18 protein-coding genes and 1 riboswitch are annotated in these 17,837 nt (G+C 71.8%); of the genes, 7 read left to right on the top strand and 11 right to left on the bottom strand.

The genetic code is table 11. The features are described 5' to 3' along the window. Window positions 1-25 precede the first annotated feature (25 nt). The gene (locus ACTMTF_RS04575; protein WP_396999850.1) at window positions 26-790 is read left to right on the top strand and encodes an SDR family NAD(P)-dependent oxidoreductase; all 765 of its coding nucleotides are present in this window, start codon (window positions 26-28) and stop codon (window positions 788-790) included. A gap of 4 nt (window positions 791-794) precedes the next feature. Here ACTMTF_RS04575 and ACTMTF_RS04570 read toward each other — a convergent pair whose 3' ends face one another. The 10 genes from ACTMTF_RS04570 to ACTMTF_RS04525 all read right to left on the bottom strand — a co-directional run bounded on the left by ACTMTF_RS04570 (window position 795) and on the right by ACTMTF_RS04525 (window position 11,728). Next, window positions 795-1,634 carry a fumarylacetoacetate hydrolase family protein gene (locus ACTMTF_RS04570; RefSeq protein WP_441109363.1) on the bottom strand — a complete coding sequence of 280 codons (840 nt, stop codon included), beginning with the start codon at window positions 1,632-1,634 and terminating at the stop codon, window positions 795-797. Window positions 1,635-1,768: 134 nt separating this feature from the next. After that, window positions 1,769-2,425, bottom strand: coding sequence for a CHAP domain-containing protein (locus ACTMTF_RS04565; RefSeq protein ID WP_441109362.1), 657 nt, complete (start codon window positions 2,423-2,425; stop codon window positions 1,769-1,771). A gap of 11 nt (window positions 2,426-2,436) precedes the next feature. Then, a riboswitch (cyclic di-AMP (ydaO/yuaA leader) is annotated at window positions 2,437-2,584 on the bottom strand. 231 nt (window positions 2,585-2,815) lie between these two features. Further along, window positions 2,816-4,243, bottom strand: a complete 1,428-nt coding sequence (locus ACTMTF_RS04560; RefSeq protein WP_441109361.1) for an aldehyde dehydrogenase family protein — start codon at window positions 4,241-4,243, stop codon at window positions 2,816-2,818. Between the two features lie 70 nt (window positions 4,244-4,313). Beyond that, window positions 4,314-5,570, bottom strand: coding sequence for a P1 family peptidase (locus ACTMTF_RS04555; RefSeq protein WP_441109360.1), 1,257 nt, complete (start codon window positions 5,568-5,570; stop codon window positions 4,314-4,316). Next, a complete protein-coding gene (locus ACTMTF_RS04550) occupies window positions 5,570-6,748 on the bottom strand; it encodes a M20 family metallopeptidase (RefSeq protein WP_441109359.1) in 1,179 nt (392 codons plus the stop codon). Before ACTMTF_RS04550 ends, ACTMTF_RS04555 begins: the two co-directional genes overlap by 1 nt. Then, window positions 6,745-7,545, bottom strand: coding sequence for an ATP-binding cassette domain-containing protein (locus ACTMTF_RS04545; RefSeq protein ID WP_441109358.1), 801 nt, complete (start codon window positions 7,543-7,545; stop codon window positions 6,745-6,747). The genes ACTMTF_RS04550 and ACTMTF_RS04545 overlap by 4 nt, the downstream gene beginning before the upstream one ends. Beyond that, on the bottom strand, window positions 7,508-8,446 hold the full coding sequence (locus tag ACTMTF_RS04540; RefSeq protein WP_441109357.1) for an ABC transporter ATP-binding protein: 939 nt from the start codon (window positions 8,444-8,446) through the stop codon (window positions 7,508-7,510). Before ACTMTF_RS04540 ends, ACTMTF_RS04545 begins: the two co-directional genes overlap by 38 nt. Beyond that, complete coding sequence (locus ACTMTF_RS04535; protein ID WP_441109356.1) at window positions 8,443-9,285, bottom strand: ABC transporter permease; 843 nt, start codon at window positions 9,283-9,285, stop codon at window positions 8,443-8,445. The genes ACTMTF_RS04540 and ACTMTF_RS04535 overlap by 4 nt, the downstream gene beginning before the upstream one ends. After that, window positions 9,282-10,229, bottom strand: coding sequence for an ABC transporter permease (locus tag ACTMTF_RS04530; RefSeq protein WP_441109355.1), 948 nt, complete (start codon window positions 10,227-10,229; stop codon window positions 9,282-9,284). The genes ACTMTF_RS04535 and ACTMTF_RS04530 overlap by 4 nt, the downstream gene beginning before the upstream one ends. After that, window positions 10,226-11,728, bottom strand: coding sequence for an ABC transporter substrate-binding protein (locus ACTMTF_RS04525; RefSeq protein WP_441109354.1), 1,503 nt, complete (start codon window positions 11,726-11,728; stop codon window positions 10,226-10,228). The genes ACTMTF_RS04530 and ACTMTF_RS04525 overlap by 4 nt, the downstream gene beginning before the upstream one ends. An 86-nt stretch (window positions 11,729-11,814) precedes the next feature. Here ACTMTF_RS04525 and ACTMTF_RS04520 point away from each other — a divergent pair, with 86 nt between their 5' ends. From ACTMTF_RS04520 to ACTMTF_RS04500, 5 genes are all read left to right on the top strand, one after another. Continuing rightward, window positions 11,815-12,579: a FadR/GntR family transcriptional regulator gene (locus ACTMTF_RS04520; RefSeq protein WP_441109353.1), complete on the top strand. Its 765-nt coding sequence runs from the start codon at window positions 11,815-11,817 to the stop codon at window positions 12,577-12,579. 103 nt (window positions 12,580-12,682) lie between these two features. After that, complete coding sequence (locus ACTMTF_RS04515; RefSeq protein WP_441109352.1) at window positions 12,683-13,660, top strand: adenylate/guanylate cyclase domain-containing protein; 978 nt, start codon at window positions 12,683-12,685, stop codon at window positions 13,658-13,660. A 108-nt stretch (window positions 13,661-13,768) separates the two neighbouring features. Further along, window positions 13,769-14,245: a SigE family RNA polymerase sigma factor gene (locus ACTMTF_RS04510; protein ID WP_441109351.1), complete on the top strand. Its 477-nt coding sequence runs from the start codon at window positions 13,769-13,771 to the stop codon at window positions 14,243-14,245. Then, window positions 14,242-15,252 (top strand): hypothetical protein, encoded by a 1,011-nt coding sequence (locus ACTMTF_RS04505; protein ID WP_441109350.1) that lies wholly within the window; start codon window positions 14,242-14,244, stop codon window positions 15,250-15,252. Before ACTMTF_RS04510 ends, ACTMTF_RS04505 begins: the two co-directional genes overlap by 4 nt. Window positions 15,253-15,271: 19 nt before the next feature. Continuing rightward, on the top strand, window positions 15,272-16,252 hold the full coding sequence (locus tag ACTMTF_RS04500; RefSeq protein ID WP_441109349.1) for an LLM class flavin-dependent oxidoreductase: 981 nt from the start codon (window positions 15,272-15,274) through the stop codon (window positions 16,250-16,252). Between the two features lie 11 nt (window positions 16,253-16,263). Here ACTMTF_RS04500 and ACTMTF_RS04495 read toward each other — a convergent pair whose 3' ends face one another. After that, complete coding sequence (locus tag ACTMTF_RS04495) at window positions 16,264-16,518, bottom strand: hypothetical protein (protein WP_441109348.1); 255 nt, start codon at window positions 16,516-16,518, stop codon at window positions 16,264-16,266. Window positions 16,519-16,771: 253 nt separating this feature from the next. Here ACTMTF_RS04495 and ACTMTF_RS04490 point away from each other — a divergent pair, with 253 nt between their 5' ends. Further along, window positions 16,772-17,806 (top strand): helix-turn-helix domain-containing protein, encoded by a 1,035-nt coding sequence (locus ACTMTF_RS04490; RefSeq protein ID WP_441109347.1) that lies wholly within the window; start codon window positions 16,772-16,774, stop codon window positions 17,804-17,806. Window positions 17,807-17,837 lie beyond the last annotated feature (31 nt).

Genomic DNA, 17,837 nt, shown 5'->3' with positions numbered 1-17,837 from the left:
CAGACCAGTCGTTAAGGTGCTTCCCATGACGGCATACGAGCGGTTGTTCCGCCTGGACGGGCGGCGTGCGGTGGTCATCGGCGCCGGGAGCGGCATCGGCAGGGAGGCGGCTCTCGCCCTGGCCGCGCACGGCGCCTCGGTGGTGTGCGCGGACAAGGACCTGGCGGCCGCACAGGACACCGCCGGGCAGTGCGGCGGCACGGCGCGGCTGCTCGACGTGCTGGACACCGAGGCGGTCCGGGCGTGCGCCGACGAGATCCCCGCCGACGTCCTGGTGTTCACCGCCGCCACCAACGTGCGCAAGCGGCTGCTGGACTACTCCAGCGAGGAGTTCGACCGGGTCGTGCACCTCAACCTGCGCGCCTCGTTCGAGGTGCTGCGGGCCTTCGGCGCGGGCATGGTGGCGCGGGGCGGGGGCTCGATCATCGGCTTCGCGTCCATCCGCGCCAGCGTGACCGAGCCCGGCCAGAGCGTCTATTCGGCGACGAAGGCCGGGCTCGTGCAACTGCTGCGCACCGCGGCGGCCGAGTTCGGCCCGCACGGGGTGCGGGTCAACGCGATCGCGCCGGGCGTGGTGGAGACGCCCCTGACCCAGCAGATCAAGGACGACCCCGCCTGGTACGACGCGTACGCGGCCAAGAGCGCGCTGGGCCGCTGGGCCACCGCCGAGGAGATGGCCGGCGCGGTGGTCTACCTGGCCGGTGACGCCGCCGGCTTCGTCACCGGCTCGGTGCTCTACGTGGACGGCGGCTGGACCGCCGTAGACGGCCGCTTCGACCCGCCCCGGTGAGCCGTCAGCGGATCTCCATGGCGGGCAACACGTCGTTGGCGAGCGTCCCGACCTCGTCGACCCGGATCCGCACCCGGTCGCCCGGCGTCAGGGTGAAGTCCTGGCCGGGCACCAGGCCGGTGCCGGTGGACAGGATCACGCCCCGAGGGTGACGGTCGGCCCGGAACAGGTAGCCGACCAGGTCGTCGAGGCGGCGGTGCAGCTGCGAGGTGGCGGCCGTGCCCTCCCAGGTGACCTCGCCGCCACGGAAGATCGTCATCTCGATCTCCAGGGCGTACGGGTCGGGGACCTCCCAGGCGGGGCGGATGCCGGGACCGAGCGCGGTGGCGCCGGCGAACATCTTGGCCTGCGGGAGGTAAAGCGGGTTCTCCCCCTCGATGGAGCGGGAGCTGACGTCGTCGCAGACGGTGTAGCCGGCGATCTCGCCGCTGGCCGTGACCACCACGGCCAGCTCCGGCTCGGGGACATCCCAGGTGGAGTCGGGCCGCACACCGATGGCCTCGTCATGCCCGCGCACCCGCCGACCGATCGACTTGAAGAACAGCTCGGGGCGCTCGGCGTCGTAGACCCGCTGGTAGATGTCAGGCTCGGTGCTCTCCTCGACCCTGGCCTCGCGGGACTGCCGGTAGGTGACGCCGGCCGCCCACACCTCGGTGTCGGGATCGACGGGCGCGGCGGGCGTCACCTCGTCGATCGGCTCGGAAGCCGCTTCGAGCAGCGTACGGAAGTGATCGAGGTCGGCGGAGAGCGCGTCGCCGAGCGAGAAGCCGGCGGGCAGCGCGCGGTCGCCGCCCGCGGCGCGCACCGCCCAGCGGGAGGAACGAGAGCAACGAACGAGGTGCATGAGCGCCTTCCTGTCAAGCGAACAGTGCTCCCGGTCAGGGCCCCGGCCGGGGCCCGTCCAGGTCACGGCGTGCCCGCGCCGGGCTCGCCATGTCCGGCAGCCTACTCAAGCGCTTTTCCGGTGCTGTGCCCGCGTCAGGCCGCGAACTCGGGGTAGCCGTATCCGACGACCTGCGACGTGGGACGGACCCGCTCCTCGACCTTGCCGTTGCCGGTGTTGCCCTCGATCGTGGTGATCGTGCCGTCGCCGTTGTCCTTCTTGACCAGGCCGACGTGGTCGATGGCGCTGGTGGTCTTGGCGCCGTTCCAGTCGTAGAAGACCACGGAGCCGGGCTTGGCGACGGTGCCCCAGCGCTGGTTGGCCTTGAACCAGTCGGCGTAGGTGACGGTGTAGGCGTCCCAGCCGACCGAGGTCCGGGCGCCGGCCTTCTCGCCGACCCAGGAGACGAACATCGCGCACCACGGGGCGTTGGCGTACAGCTGCGGCCGGCCGCCGCCGTCGCGGGCCAGCGTCTCGGTCGCGCGCGGGGAGGACATGTACCAGCTGTGGTACGGCGTGCCGCCGCCTGCCGCGTTCTCCTTCACACCGATCTGGGACTCGGCGACCCGCAGCAGGGTCTGCGTGCTGACCTTGCCGGTCTCGGCAGCGGGGACCGCCTTCTGCTGCGACGGGTGCTCCGCCGCCATGGCGGCGGTGCCGCCCAGGGTGGCGCCGGCGGCGACGCTCAGTCCAAGAGCGAAGGTGACGATGTTGGACCGGCTATAAGCGCGCTTGAGGATGTTCTTTGCCATTCTGGGGGTGCTCCTTACTTCCATGCCGCCTACCGGGTTAGCTGACGGGTTCGGGCGTGGAAGTGCCCTACGGATGCCTCAGGAGAGAGCAACCGATTCACCCCAGAAATACGTGGGTCCCCGGTTTCGCGAGTTTCGCGGATTCGGCGGCCGCGGCAGACCTGTGATCGAACAGAGGCACAGGTCAGACGCGGTCTCGGCGATTGAAACGGTCACGCGGGCATGTGAAAGACCCTGGCGTGTACCGCGGATGACTCAAAGGTAAGTGAACGGCATAGAACGATGCAAGTGAAGGGCTTGACTCCCTCACGGAATCCCCTGTCACGCAAGGGATTCAGCCCTCCATTCTTTACCTTTCTCCGGGTTTGACGAGGGCAGAAACGCGCCCCTTCAGGGCCGGATGATCGCCATTCGCGTGACGGTGAACTCCTCGATGGCGAACCGCGGGCCCTCCCGGCCGATGCCGGAGTCCTTGACGCCGCCGTAGGGCATGTTGTCGGCGCGGAAGCCCGGCACCTCGTTCACCACCACTCCCCCGGCCTCGATGCGCTCGATCGCCGCGAACGCCGTGGCCAGGGAGCGGGTGAAGACCGATGCGTGCAGGCCGTACCGGGAGGCGTTGACCGTGGCGAAGGCGGCGTCCAGGTCGGGCACCGGCCGTACGCACACCACAGGACCGAAGATCTCCTCGTCCCAGGCGGCGGCCCCGCCGGGCACGTCGGCCAGCACGGTCGGCGCGATGGCCCGGCCGTCACGCACGCCGCCGGTGACGAGCCTGGCGCCAGAGGATCCGATCCAGTCCAGCACCCGGTCCGTCGCCGCCGGGTCGATGAGCGGCGCCACCCGCGTCCCGGGCGAGCGCGGATCGCCCACGGCGACGTCCTTCATGCGCGCGGCGAGCAGCCCGAGGAACTCCTCGTGCACCGCCTCCTCGACCAGCACCCGCTGCACCGAGATGCACGCCTGCCCCGAGGCGTAGTAGCCGCCGCGCACCACGGCGTCGGCGGCGGCCTCCAGATCTGCGTCGGCGGCGACCACGAGGGCGGCGTTCGAGCCCAGCTCCAGCAGCACCTTGGTGGGGGCGGCGGCGCGGGCGATGGCGTGCCCAGCGGCGGCCGAGCCGGTGAACGACACGGCGCCGATCCGCCGGTCCTCCACCAGCGTGCGGCCGACCTCCACGTCCCCGGTGACGAGCTGCACCGCGGCGGCGGGCAGCACGCCCGCCGAGCGCAGCAGATGCACCAGCCAGAGCGTCGCCAGCGGCGTCGCGGGAGCCGGCTTGACGATGACCGGGCAGCCGGCCGCCAGCGCCGGAGCGATCTTGTGCGCGGCCAGCAGCAGCGGATAGTTGAAGCCGGTGATCCCGGCCACCACGCCGATGGGCCGCCGCGTCCAGAACCCGATCAGCCCCTCTCCCGACGGCATCAGGTCCAGCGGCACCGTCTCACCGTGCAACCTCGCCACCTCCTCGGCGGCGGTGGCCAGGGTGACAAGCGTGCGCGCCACCTCGACCCGGCAGTCCACCAGCGGCTTGCCGGTCTCCAGCACGAGCAGCCGCTCGAACTCCTCGCGCCGCTCGGCGACCGCGTCGTGCGCGCTCGTCAGCGCGGCGCGGCGCGCGTGCGACGGCAGCGCGGCCATCGCGGGCGCGACCGCGAGCGCCTCCTCCACGGCCCGCGCCGCCAGCGCCGCGTCCCCGACGGGCGCGCTCATCACGACGGAGCCGTCGTACGGGAAGATCACGTCAGCGTACGCCGGGGCGTCGGCCCACCCCTCCCCCACCGGAAGGCCGGACGGCCACGAGCCTGCGTAAGTCACTGTTTCCCCCTTTGTCCTGGCGATCGGGTCATGGCATGCGGGTCATGGCATGCGGGTCATGGCGATCGGGTCATGGCGTTCGCCGAAGGGCGCTCGGGAACACGTCGAGATACGCGGGCGCGCCCGCCCGCCCGGTCGCGGCCAGCACCGCGTGCGCCACGGCCCGGCTGAACACGTCGGCCCCGGCGGCGAGCAGGTCGTGCAGGTGCGCCCCCTCGGGCGCCGCACCGTCCCAGGGCGCTCGACGTACGGCGCCGTCCCGGAGCTCCCCACGGGGTCCAGGCCCGTTCACGGCGGCGGGGCGGGATCCGTACAGGGTCCGGCCGGGTTGTGGCGGGGGCAGGGCGCAGGTGGAGACGGCGAAGACGGTGTCGCCGTCGACCATCGTGTGCGCGGGGCGGATGGCTCGGGCGAGCCCGTCGTGCGCGACGCCGGCGAGCTTGCCGCACTGGGCCTTGGTGAGGGTCAGGTCGGTGGCGACGACGCCGATGGTGGTGTTGAGCGAGGTCACCCCGGCGGGCCGCCAGGCGGCGACCTCCTCCGCCGACGGCTCCCCCAGGTGGTCGAACTCGCCGGGAAGCCCGTAACGGGCACCGGACAGGACCCCGGTCCCCGGATCCAGGACGGACCCGGCGGCGTTGACCACCGCGAGCGCGGCCACGGTCACTCCCGAGGGCAGCACGACGCTCGCGCCCCCGATCCCCCCGGCGAGCCCGCCCGCCATGGCGCCGGTGCCGGCCCCGATGGATCCCCCTAGAGCGCCACCGCCCTCATTCGCCCGGGCCGCCGCTCCGCTGGATCCGCCCGCGGCGCCACCGCTCTTCTTCGCCCGGGCCGCCGCCCGGCCGTCCGCTGGAGAGGCCTGGCCGAGAGGGTCTGGAGAGGACGTGGCCGCGTCGTAGGCGGCGTGGCCGAAGGCGGCGTCCGGGGTGGCGCGGAAGCGGGTGCCTCTGCCGAGGTCGTAGATGACGGCGGCCGGGACGATGGGGACGACGCCGCCCTCCACCGGGAAGCCGACGCCGCCGTCCGCGAGCCGGTCCATGACGCCGCAGGCCGCGCTCAGCCCGTAGGCGCTGCCGCCCGACAGGACGATGGCGTGCACGCGCTCGACCAGGTTGCGTGGGTCCAGGAGCTCGGTCTCGCGGGTGCCGGGGGCCGCGCCGCGCACGTCCACCCCGGCGACCATGCCGCCGGGCGGGGCCAGGACGACGGTGGTGCCGGTGAGGTAGCCGTCACCGGTCCGCTGGGCGTGGCCGACGCGGAGACCCGCGACGTCCTGCAGCGAGTTGGCGGGGCCGGGGAGCGAAGAGCCGTCCGGGCCGCTCATCACCGGCTCCGGGTGAGGAAACGGCGGGCCGCTTCGGCGAAGACGCGGGTGCACTGGACGATCTCGGCCACCTCGACGTACTCGTCCGACTGGTGGGCGATCCACTTGCCGCCGGGCCCGTAGACGACGGAGGGGATGCCGCCCCAGTGGGTGAGCACAGTGCCGTCGGTGGAGCCGGGGACGCCGCCGTAGACGGGCTCGGCGCCGGTGACGTCGCGGTGGGCGGCGGCGAGCGCGGCGACCACCGGGTCGTCGACGGGGACGTCCACGGGCGGCCGGTCGACCAGGACGGACACCTCGGCGGTGATCCCGTCCCAGGCGGCCAGGGCGGCGACACGGTCGGCGACCGCCTGGTGCTCCAGGCCGGGGACGGTGCGTACGTCGACGAAGACGGAGGCGGTCGCGGGGATGACGTTGACCTGCTCCTCGGTGCCGGCGCGGACCACGGTGGGGGTCACGTACACCTCGCCGAGGTGCTCGTGGGCGGGGTGGCGCTCCTGCAGGTCCCGCTCCAGCGCACGCAGCCCGGTCAGCAGGGCGCCCACCGCCTGGATGGGATTGCGGCCGTGCTGCGGCATCGCGCCGTGCGCCATCTTGCCGGTGAGGTCGACCCGCAGCCGCAGCGCCCCCTTGGCGACGGCGCAGATCTCTCCGGCCTCGGGCTCGGCCACGATCGCGCCGTCCACGTCGGCGCCGAGCCCTTCGGCGACGAAGTGGTGGGCCCCCAGCATGAGACCTTCCTCGTCGGCCAGCGCGCACACCTTGATCCGCCCCGGGAACGGTCCAGCCAGTTGCAGCGCCCGGGTGGCGTAGAGGGTGGCGGCCAGGCCGGACTTCATGTCGGCGCTGCCCCGCCCCCACAGCCTGCCGTCGCGGATCTCGCCGCCGAACGGGTCCACCGTCCAGGTGGACAGGTCGCCTTCGGTGACGACGTCGGTGTGGCCCTCGAACATCAGCGTCGGCCCGTCCCCGCCGCCGCCTTCGACGACGGCAACCACGTTCGGCCGGCCGGGGGCGGCCTCGTACACGCTCGGCGCCCAGCCCCACTCGCGCATCTTGGCGGCGACCAGGTCGGCGGCGGCCTGCTCGCTGCGCCCGCGCGCCGGGTCGTTGGTGCTCGGCACGCGGACCAGCGCCTGAGTGAACTCGACCACCCCGCGGGCGTCCACCTCGATCACAGAAATCCCTCCAGCGTGGGTACGGCCCGCAGCAGCGTGCGCGTGTAGGCGTGGCGCGGCTCGGCCCAGATGTCGTCGACGGCTCCGGTCTCCACGATCTCGCCGCCGTGCATCACCGCCACCGTCTCGCAGACATGCCGTACGACGGACAGGTCGTGCGAGACGAAGACGAGGGTGAGGCCCAGCTCGTCGACCAGGTCGGCCAGCAGGTTGAGTATCTGCCCGCGTACGGACACGTCCAATGCGCTGACCGGCTCGTCGGCGACCAGCACCTTGGGGCGGGGGGCGAGCGCGCGGGCGATGGCGATGCGCTGGCGCTGCCCGCCGGAGAACTGGTGGGGGTAGCGGTCGGCGGCGGAGGCGGGCAGCCCCACCTGGTCGAGCAGCTCGGCGACCCGCCCGCCGACAGGCTCGCCGAGGGCGACGAGCGGCTCGGCGACGAGGTCACGCACCCGCATGCGGGGGTCGAGCGAGCTCATCGGGTCCTGGAAGACGATCTGCAGGCTCTGCCGCAGGAAGCGCAGCCGCCGCTCCGGTCTGCCGGTGATCTCCTGGCCGTCGAAGCGGATGGAGCCGCTGGTGGGCTGGTCGAGCGCGCACAGCAGGCGCAGCAGGGTGGACTTGCCGGAGCCGGACTCGCCGACGATGCCGAACCGCTCGCCTCGGCGCACGGTCAGCGACACCCGGCGCAGGGCGTGCACCGCCTGCGCCGGCTTGGTGAGCGAGGTGCGCGGCCGGTGGTAGACGCGGCTGAGGTCCTCAGCCTCGATCAGCGGGGTGCCAGCATGCGTGGGCATGGCCCTCTCCTGTCAGCGCGGGCTCCCGCTCGCAGGTCGCGGTGGCGTGCGGGCAGCGGTTTCTGAAGACGCAGCCGCCGGGGAAGTGTCCCGCCGGGGGGACGTTGCCGGCGATGGTGGGCAGCCTGGTGCCGCGCGGTGTCAGCTTGGAGGCGGCCAGCAGTCCTTCGGTGTAGCGGTGCCGGGGGTTGCCGAAGACCTCGCGGATCGGGCCGCTCTCCACCACGCGCCCGCCGTACATGACCAGGACCCGCTCGCACACCGAGGCGACCACGGCCAGGTCGTGGGTGATGAACAGCAGGGCCGGCGCCACCTCGGCGATCAGGTCGAGCATCTGCTTCTGCACGGTCACGTCGAGCGCGGTGGTGGGCTCGTCGCAGATGAGCAGGCCGGGCTCGTTGGCCAGGGCGATGGCGAGCATGACGCGCTGGCGCTGGCCGCCGGAGAGCTGGTGGGGGTAGGCGCGGGCCACCTGTTCCGGCTGCGGCAGGCGTACCCGGCCGAGCAGCTCGACGGCGCGGGCGCGGGCCTGACCGGCGGGCCTGCCGTGCAGGGTCATGACCTCGGCGACCTGCGCGCCGACCCGCATGAGCGGGTTGAGCGCGGTCATCGGCTCCTGGAACACCATGGACACGTCCTGGCCGCGCAGGTCCTTCAGCCGCCGCTCGGGAACGCCCACCAGGTCGCGGTCGCGTACGCGGGCCCGGCCGGCGGCGCGCACGCCCTCGGGCAGCAGGCCCATGAGCGACAGCGCGGTCAGCGACTTGCCGGAGCCGGACTCGCCGATCAGCCCGACCCGCTCACCGGGGCCGATCTCGAACGACACGTCCCGGACCAGCTCGATCGAGCCGGCCCGGACGGTGAGCCTCTCAACGCTCAACGTGCTCACTCGGTCGCTCACCGCTCCTCGATCCTCCTGAGCTTGGGGTCCAGATAGTCGCGCAGGCCGTCGCCGAGCAGGTTGAAGCCGAGCACCGCCAGCGCGATCGCCATCCCGGGCCACAGCGCCAGGCGGGGCGTGGAGAACAGCAGCTCCTGCGACTCCTGGAGCATCCGGCCCCACGACGGGATCGGCGGGCGGGTGCCGAAGCCGAGGAACGACAGCGCCGCCTCGGCCAGGATCGCGATGGCGAACGACACCGACGCCTGGACGATCAGCACCGAGGAGATGTTCGGCAGCACGTGACGCAGCGCCACGGCGGTGCGCCGCCGCCCGGCCGCCCGCGCGGCGAGGATGTAGTCGGTCACCATGACCTGCATCGTGGCGGCCCTGGACACGCGGGCGAAGGCGGGCACCGTGGCCACGCCGATGGCGATCATGGCGGTGAACGTGCCGGCCCCGTAGACGGCGCCGAGCATGATGGCCAGCAGCAACGCGGGGAAGGCGAAGACGAGGTCGTTGACCCGCATGATCAGCTCGGACAGCCAGCCGAGCCTGCCGGAGCTCGACGTCATCCCGGCGATGACGCCGAGCGGCGTGCCGATGACGGCGGCGATGCCGACGGCCACCACGCCGACGTAGAGGGTGGTGCGGGCGCCCACCATGAGCTGGCTGAAGGTGTCGCGGCCGAACTTGTCGGCGCCGAGCAGGTAGCCGCCGCCGGGGTCGCGCAGCTTGCCGGCCGCGTCGACGAGCACGGGGTCGTGCGGCGTCCACACGAACGACAGCAGCGCCAGCAGCACCACGAGGCCGACCAGGACGCCGCCGGTGATCAGGCCCGCGTTGATCCGGCCCTTCATCGTGCCCCCCGCAGCCGCGGGTCGAGCGCGGCGTAGGCCACGTCCACCAGGAAGTTGATCAGCAGGACGGCTGCCACCAGCACCATGACGACGCCCTGGACGAGCAGCAGGTCACGGCCCGCGACGCCGTTCAGCAGCAGGTCGCCCAGGCCGGGGATGACGAAGACGCGCTCGACCACGACCGCGCCGATGAGCAGCGTGGCCAGTTGCAGGCCGAGCACCGTGATCACGGGGATGGAGGCGTTGCGCAGGCCGTGCCGCCACAGGGCGCCCATCCGGCCCCTACCCTTGGCGCGGGCGGTGCGCAGGTAGTCCTCGCGCATCACGTCCAGCACCGCCGAGCGGACGTATCGGGTCAGCACGGCTCCCTGGATGAGGCCGAGCGACAGCCAGGGCAGCAGCAGGCTGCGCAGCCACTCGACGGGGTCGTCGGCGATGGGCACGTAGCCGCCGGACGGCAGCGCCTGTGCCTGCACGGCGAAGACGAACACCAGCAGGATGCCCGCCAGGAAGGCCGGGACGGCGATGCCGACCTGGCTGAAGGCGCTGATGGCGGCGCCGAGCGGGTTACGGTGGTGCACCGCCGCGAACGTCCCCGCCGGCACGGCGAAGACCAGCGCGATGACCATGCCGCCGAGCACCAGCACCGAGGTGACGCCGAGGCGGTCGGCGATCTGCGGCCCGATCGGCGAGCTGGTCACGTAGGAGGTGCCGAAGTCGCCGGTGACGAGCCCGCCGAACCAGTCGAAGAACTGCGTGACGGCGGGCCGGTCGGTGCCGAACTGCTCACGCAGCGCCGCCACGGCGTCGGGCGTCGCGTTGACGCCCAGCGCGACCTCGGCGGGATCGCCGGGGAGCACGGCCATGAAGGCGAACACCAGCACCCCGGCGACGGCGGTGCTCGCGACGAACACCACCAGCCGTCTCAGGAGGTAGAGGATCACTGCTTGGCGAGCCCGGTGAAGTCGAAGGACTCGGAGATGGCGTTCTTCGGCAGCCCGGTGATGCCCTTCTTGGCCACGATCAGGTTCGGGAAGCCGAACAGCCAGTCGGCGGCGGCGTCCTCGGACAGCAGCTTGGCGGCCTGCTTGAGGTCGTCGATCTGCTGCTGCTCGCTGCCCTGGTCGGCGGCGGCGAGCAGCTTGCCGTACTCCGGGTTGTCGTAGCCGAAGTAGTAGGTCTTGTTGGCGAAGATGCTCATGTCGCGCGGCTCGACGTGGTTGATGATCGACAGGTCGTAGTCGCCCTTGGTGAAGACCAGGTCGAGCCAGCGGGCGGGGAACTCCAGCGGCTCGATGTCGGCGGTGATGCCCACCTGGGCGAGCTGCGACTTGACCACCTGCGCGGCGGCCACGGCGTAGGGGAGGTTGGGGATGCGCATCTTGACGGTGTACGTCTTGCCGCCGAGCAACTCCTTGGCCTTGGCCACGTCGTAGGGGTAGTCGCCGGTGCGGTCCTCGTACCAGGGGTCGGTGGGCGGGACCATCGAGCCGATGAGCTGCCCGCGCCCGGCCCAGGCGGTGTCGAGCAGCGCCTGGTGGTCGATGGCGTGCCGGACGGCCTGGCGCACCTTCTTGTCGTCGAACGGCGGGCGGGCGTTGTTCATCGACAGCACCACCTCGCCGTTGGTGCTGCCCTCGATCGTCTCGAAGCGGCCGGGGTCGGCGAACTGCTGCAGCGACTCGGGCGCCTGGACGCTGGAGATGACGTCGATGCCGCCGGTCAGCAGCGCGTTGTTCATCGCCGTGGCGTCCTTGAAGTACTTGAGCGTCACGCCGGGGATCGCCGGTTTCGTGCCCCAGTAGGAGGTGTTGGCGTCCAGCCGGATGGAGTCGCCGCGCCGCCACTCGCCCAGCTTGTAGGGGCCGGTGCCGACGGGCTGGTTGGCCAGGTCCGCGACGCCGGTGCGGCTGAACATCGCGCCGAGCCGGGTGGCCATGGTGTAGAGGAAGCCGTTGCTGGGCCGGTCGAGGGTGACGACGGCGGTGGTGTCGTCCTTCTTCTCGACGTCCTCGACCATGTCGAGCTGCGACTTGATCTTCAGCTTCCAGTCGGACTCGACCCGGTCGAGCGAGAAGACCACGTCGTCGGCGGTGAAGGGGGCGCCGTTGGTGAAGGTGACGCCTTCGCGCAGGGTGAAGGTGTAGGTCTTGCGGTCCTCCGACACCTCCCACTTCTCGGCGAGCAGCGGCTGGATCTTGCCGTCCTGGTCCAGCTTGACCAGACCCTCGTAGACGTTGACCAGCAGCGCCTGCGGGATGGCCGCGCCCTCGGTCGCCGTGAAGTCCAGATTGGCGGGCTCGGCCACGAATCCGACGGAGAGCGCCTCCGCTTTGGCGGGCTGCTCACCAGTGCTCTCCGAGCTTCCGCCACCCCCGCCGCCGCAGGCGCTCATGCTCAGCAGGAGACCGCCCACGGCGATCCATGTCCCGACTCGCCTCATGTCTTTCAGCCTCCTGGCTAGTGCACTGGTCTGACCAGTAGGCTGCACCTTGCCAGCCCCCGAGGGCTGAGGTCAAGGGGGCTTTCATGGGTGGTCCACGGTTCGAGCCGGTGCGAACCGTTCGCGCGTACGAGCGGATCGTGGAGCAGATCGAGGAGGCCGTCGAGTCCGGCTCGCTGCAGCCCGGGGAGCGGCTGCCCAGCGAGCGTGAGCTGATGGCGCAGTTCGCCGTGAGCCGCTCCACCGTCCGCGAGGCGCTGCGCGTGCTGCAGGCCCGCGGGCTGGTCAGGTCCCGCCCCGGCGATCCGCACGGCGCCGAGGTGCTGCCCTTCTCCCCCGCCGCATTACACAAGTCGATGACCACGCTGGCCCGGGTGGACGAGCTGTCGCTGGGCGAGCTGGTGCAGTTCCGGATGGTGCTGGACGCCTCGGCCAACCTGCTGGCCGCGCGGCTGCGCACCGGCGAGGAGCTGACGGAGATGGAGAGCGCGATCGAGCGCATGCGCGCGGCGGTCACCGCGTCCGTCTCCGCCGGCTACGACGAGTTCAGCGCCGCCGACGTGGCCTTCCACGACGCGGTGGCGCGGGCCAGCCGCAACAAGCTCATCCAGATCTGTACGGACGTGGTCAGGTCGATCGTCCTCGACCTGATCGCCGAGAAGCTCGCGGCGGCGGCCGACCGGGAGGCGCTCATGCGGCAGACGATCCGCCACCACGAGGACGTGCTGGCGGCGATCCGCGCCGGTGCGGGCCAGCTGGCGGCGCGGCTGTCCCGGCAGGCGATGTACGACTACTACGTCGGCTACGTGCCCGAGGAGGAGCGGCCCGCGCTGCGGACCCTGCTGGAGTAGCCGCCCGGCCGACGCGCGTCCTCCGCCCTCCGCCGGAGAAATCCCTTACGTCACAAGAGTCGTGTCTGTGCTGAACGCCTGGTGGGAGTGTTATCTTGCACCCGTGGCCGAGGAGGAGACCAGCGACGTGGCGGAGGCGTTCCTACGCGAGCCTCGCCGCTACACCAGCCACCAGGTCGCCGAGATGGCGGGCGTGCCGGTCTACCGGGCCAGGCGGTTCTGGCGGGCGCTCGGGTTCGCCAACGTGGCCGACGAAGCCGTGGAGTTCACCGAGTCCGACGTGGTGGCGCTCAAGACGCTGCTCGGCTTGGTCAGCTCCGGCGTCTACGACGAGGAGCACGTGCTGCAGATCGCCCGCTCCCTCGGCAGGGCCGCGACGCGGCTGGCCGAGTCGCAGGCCGAGATCGGCCTGGAGGCGCTGGACCAGGCCGGCGTGCCGCTGGCCGAGCGGCCCAGGGCCTGGCGCAGGCGGGCCGAGCTGGTGGTGCCGGACCTCGCGCGGCTGCTGGTCTACTCCTGGCAGCGCCAGCTCGCCGCCGCCGCCGGGCGGCTGGCCGTGCAGGACATGAGCACGGTACGGCTGGCCGTCGGCTTCGCCGACCTGGTCGGGTTCACCCGGCTGAGCAGGCAGATCACCGAGACCGAGCTGGCCACCCTGGTCGACACGTTCGAGGCGCGCTCCGCCGACGTGGTGACTTCCAACGGCGGCCGGGTGATCAAGACGCTCGGCGACTCGGTGCTGTTCGTGGCCGACACGTCGCACACGGCGGCGGAGATCGGGCTGCTGCTCCTGGAGGCGCACGCCAGGGACAAGGGCATGCCCGAGCTGCGGGTGGGCCTGGCGGCCGGGCCGGTCATCTGGCGGATGGGCGACGTGTTCGGCACCACGGTCAACCTCGCCAGCAGGCTCACCGCGCTCGCCCGGCCCGACACGATCCTCGCCGACCCGGAGCTGGCCAAGGAGCTCGACGGAGACCGGGCCTTCACGCTGCGCTGCGTCGACCGCCTGTCGGTCCGGGGACTCGGCGAACTCGCCCCGTTCACCGTGACCAGGGCCGTGGACCGCACGGGAGCCGGCTGACCGGTGCGCGGGGCGGCGCGCTTCCCGCCCTTTCCCGCCTCTCGGGCAACCCGGAACCGGCCTGGATGCGTCTGTACCGTCGCGAGCTCTGACGGGAAAGGCGATCCATTGGCAGACAGGGCGATATTTCAGGACTTCGTGATCGCGAGGTCCGACCGGCTGTTACGCACGGCCTATCTCCTCACCCACGACTGGGCGATCGCCGAGGACCTGCTGCAGGAGTCGCTGGCCAAGGCGTGGTTCGCCTGGCCGGGCGTGGACGAGCCCGAGTCCTACGTCCGCCGGGTGCTGGTGACCACGTACACGTCCTGGTGGCGCCGCAGGTGGCGCCGTGAGCTGCCGAGTGACTGCCTGCCCGACACACCCAGCGTCGACGCGCTGCCCGATGACGAGCTCTGGGACGCCGTGGGGAGGCTGCCCGCCAAGCAGCGGGCGGTGATCGTGCTGCGCTTCTACGAGGACCTGCCGGTGGCGGAGGTGGCCCGGCTGGTGGGCTGCGGCACCGGCACGGTCAAGAGCCAGACGGCCAAGGCGCTGGCCAAACTGCGGGTGGACGAGACGATCGTGAAGGAGCTGCGGCGATGACCGTACAAGATCTGCGGGACGTCCTGCGTGAGCGGGCCGAGGGCCCGTCGCCGGCGAACCCGGCACGCCCCGAGCAGGTCGGCGCGCACATCCGCAGGATCCGCCGGCGCAGGCGGGTGGCGGGTGGCGCGGCGGCGAGCGTGACGGCGGCGGTGCTGTTCGGCGCCTGGCTGGTGCCCGGCGCGGCCGAGCAGCCGCAGAAGGCCACCATCGCCACCGGTGCCGTCGCGAAGCTGCCCGAGCGCTTCACCGCCCCGGACGGCACCGAGTACCGGCGCGTCGCGACGACGGCCATCGAGGCGGCCGGTGACGACAAGGCCGTCGTCACGGTCCCGTTCTCCGGCAGGCCGCTGGACGTGGCGGGCGTCTGCGAAGGGGCGGACGCCGGCCCGCTACGGGTGTCGGCCGGCGCGCGAACCACGCCGATCGGCTTCAGAGGGTGCACGAAGGCCATGCAGCTCCACCCGCTGCCCGTGCCCGCGACCGCCGGGGAGGTGACGGTCACCTTCGACACGACGACACGAGGCACGGCCTGCGTGCGGGCCCGCTCGGGCGGGCCCTGCGAGCCGGTGAAGGCGGAGCGCGGAGACTGGTCCCTGGCCGTGTACGAGTGGACGCCACCCGCCCAGCCGGTCGAGCCGGGCCCGGTCAAGGACCTGCCCCGGCGGCTGGACGGCTGGGAGCTGATGACCTCGAAGACCGGCGTCTGGCCGCGGGACACCACGGCGCGCTTCGAGATCGCGGGCACCGGGCGCAAGCTCGCCTTCGAGCAGATCTGCGGCGGTGACCTGGCCTCGCGGCTGCTCGTGCACACGTCCACGGGCCTGGGCGGCGCGTCGCAGAGCACCACCTGCGCCGAATGGAAGAAGGGCCCGTTCCCGATGGCGATGACCGAGTTCCCCGCCGTGCCCAAGGGTGAGCGCATGGTCGTCACCGTCAGGATCAGCGTGATCGGGGAGACCACCAACCGCCCCGTCCGCTGGTCCTTCGGCCTCTACAGCAAGTAGGAACATTTCCGTCTGATCCGTGTTGCACAGATACGTGACCAGGCTCTCGATCCTCGACCGCTCACTCGTCCGGCAGGGGCACCACCCGGCGGCCGCGCTGCGCGAGACCGTGCGGTTCGCGCGGCAGGCCGAGGAGCTCGGCTACCACCGGTTCTGGGTCGCCGAGCACCACAGCGTGCCGGGCGTGGCGGGCTCGGCCCCGACCGTGCTGGCCGCCTCCGTCGCGGGGGCCACCGATCGCATCCGGGTCGGCACCGGCGGCGTGATGCTGCCCAACCACCGCCCGCTGGTGGTCGCCGAGCAGTTCGGCGTCCTGGAGTCGCTGCACCCCGGCCGCGTCGACATGGGACTGGGCCGCTCGGTGGGCTTCACCGGCGGCATCCGCAGGGCCCTCGGCCACGACAAGGACGCCGCCGACCGCTTCGGCGACCAGCTGGCGGAGCTGCTCGGCTTCTTCACCGGCGGGCGGGAGGGCGTGCACGCGGTGCCCGCCGAGGGCCTGCGCCCCGAGGTGTTCGTGCTGGCCATGGGGGCGGGCGCGGACGTGGCCGCCGAGCACGGCCTGCCGCTGGTGATCGGCGGAGGCGGCGACCGGCTCCGGGAGGCGATCGGCCGCTACCGGACCGCCTTCCGGCCTTCGGTGTGGGCGGCCGCGCCGTACGTGATGGTGGCGGCGAACATCGCGGTCGGCGAGACGGCGGAGCGCGCGGCGCTGCTGCAGGTGCCGGAGGCGTGGTCGACGGCGCACTCGCGGACCCGCGGCGTCTTCCCCCCGCTGCTGCCCGCGCAGGAGGTGGTCCGGATGGAGATGACCGAGCGGGAGCGGGCGCTGTTCGAGGAGTCGCGCAAGGGGCAGATCCACGGCACCGAGGACGAGGCCGGCATGCGGCTGCGCGATCTGGTGGAGGTGACGGGGGCCGACGAGGTGCTGGTGACGATGAACACCTACGACCTGGACGAACGGCTCGACTCCTACCGCCGCCTGGCCGGGCTCTCCTGACCGGTGGCCGGTCAGGAGAGCCCGATGCTGAGCGCGACCTGCCCGATGATCGCGACGGCCGCCGCGCCGAGCGCGGCGATGGCGGTGACCACGAGCAGGATGCGGAGCAGGGTGGTGACGACCCTGGCCACCTGGCGGACGGCGAGGACGAGCGCCCAGATGGCGAGCAGGGCGCAGAGGTAGAGGACGCCGCGCGCGGCGGCGACGCCTTCGGGGCTGGCGATGCCCGTCGTCATGTCGGCGGACAAGAGTGTGGTTACGAGCATGTCGAGTCCCAGTGGTTGACGCGCCGCGATGAAGATTTAGTTAACCTTTAGCAGAGCTACAACAGCTCCTAAAGTTTTCATGCCCGGACTGAGGTTTGGTTAATCCTGGGCAATGCGGACGCATCTGGCCTACAATGATGACTTTGTTGTAGCGCGAATCCACTGTTCCAGGGCTGGCCTGGGGATATAGGCTGCGCCTCGCAGCATCAGTAGAGATTCACTGAAGGCACTGAAGTCAGATGGGGGTGTCCTCATGGCGAGTTCCGGTCAAGCCCTAGGGCAGCGGCTCCGCTCGCTGCGGGTCAGCCGGTGGCCTGACATGCGGATCACCCAGCCGCAGCTGGCCCGTGCGCTGGACGTCAGCGTGCCGCTCATCTCGTCGTGGGAGTCGTCGACCGCGCCGAAGGTGCCCCCGGCCGCGCGCCTGCACGCCTACGCCACCCTCTTCTGCACGCCCCGCTCGATCCGGGACGGCGAGCTCACCCCGCTGGACGAGGGCGACCTGACCGACGAGGAGCTCCAGCTCCGCGACGGGCTTCTGCTGGAACTGCTCAGCCTGCGCGCCACCGCGCTCGGCCAGGCCGGCGCGGAGCCGGTCCAGCCGGCCGCGGACCCCTGGCAGTTCGGCGACGGCAAGCCCATCACCATCGTCTGCGGGCGGCTCCCCCCGGAGCTGTTAGCGCGGATGCCGTACGTCGACCCGGACGACCCCGACTACATCGAGCTCTACACCTACGCCGACCTGGACGCCCTGTTCGAGCTGCACGGCCACATCCGCGCGTGCAACCCGGCGAGCGAGGTGAGACGGCACACGGCGAAGGAGCTGGAGCCGGACGATCTCACCACGCATCTGGTGCTCCTCGGCGGGGTCGACTGGAACGACGTCACCACGGACGTCTTCTACCAGCTCGGCCTGCCGGTGAAGCAGGTCAACGACTGGAACGGCGAAGCGGGCGCGTACTTCTCGGCCGGGACCGAGCGCTACGGCCCCAAGCTGTCGGACGGGCAACTGCACGAGGACGTGGCGCTGTTCTATCGGGGCCCCAATCCGTTCAACAGGAAACGCACCCTCACCATTTGCAATGGCATGTACGGGCGCGGCACCCTGGGTGTGGTACGAGCGCTTACCGACAGCCGGTTCAGGGACCGGAACGCCGAATTCCTCATTAGGCGTTTCGGCGATCAGCGGTCCTACGCGATCCTCAGCCGGGTCTCCGTGCTCAACGGTCTCGTCATCACGCCCGACTGGTCGGCCGAGGCGTCGAGACTCATCGAATGGCCTGAATAGCGCAGTCCCGTCACCGTCCTGGCCGCCGCCC

The sequence above is a fragment of the Nonomuraea sp. ZG12 genome, from assembly GCF_052068115.1.
Classification (GTDB): Bacteria; Actinomycetota; Actinomycetes; order Streptosporangiales; family Streptosporangiaceae; genus Nonomuraea.
Note: the sequence above shows the minus strand (reverse complement) of the source record. Positions and strands in the feature narration are given on the sequence as shown.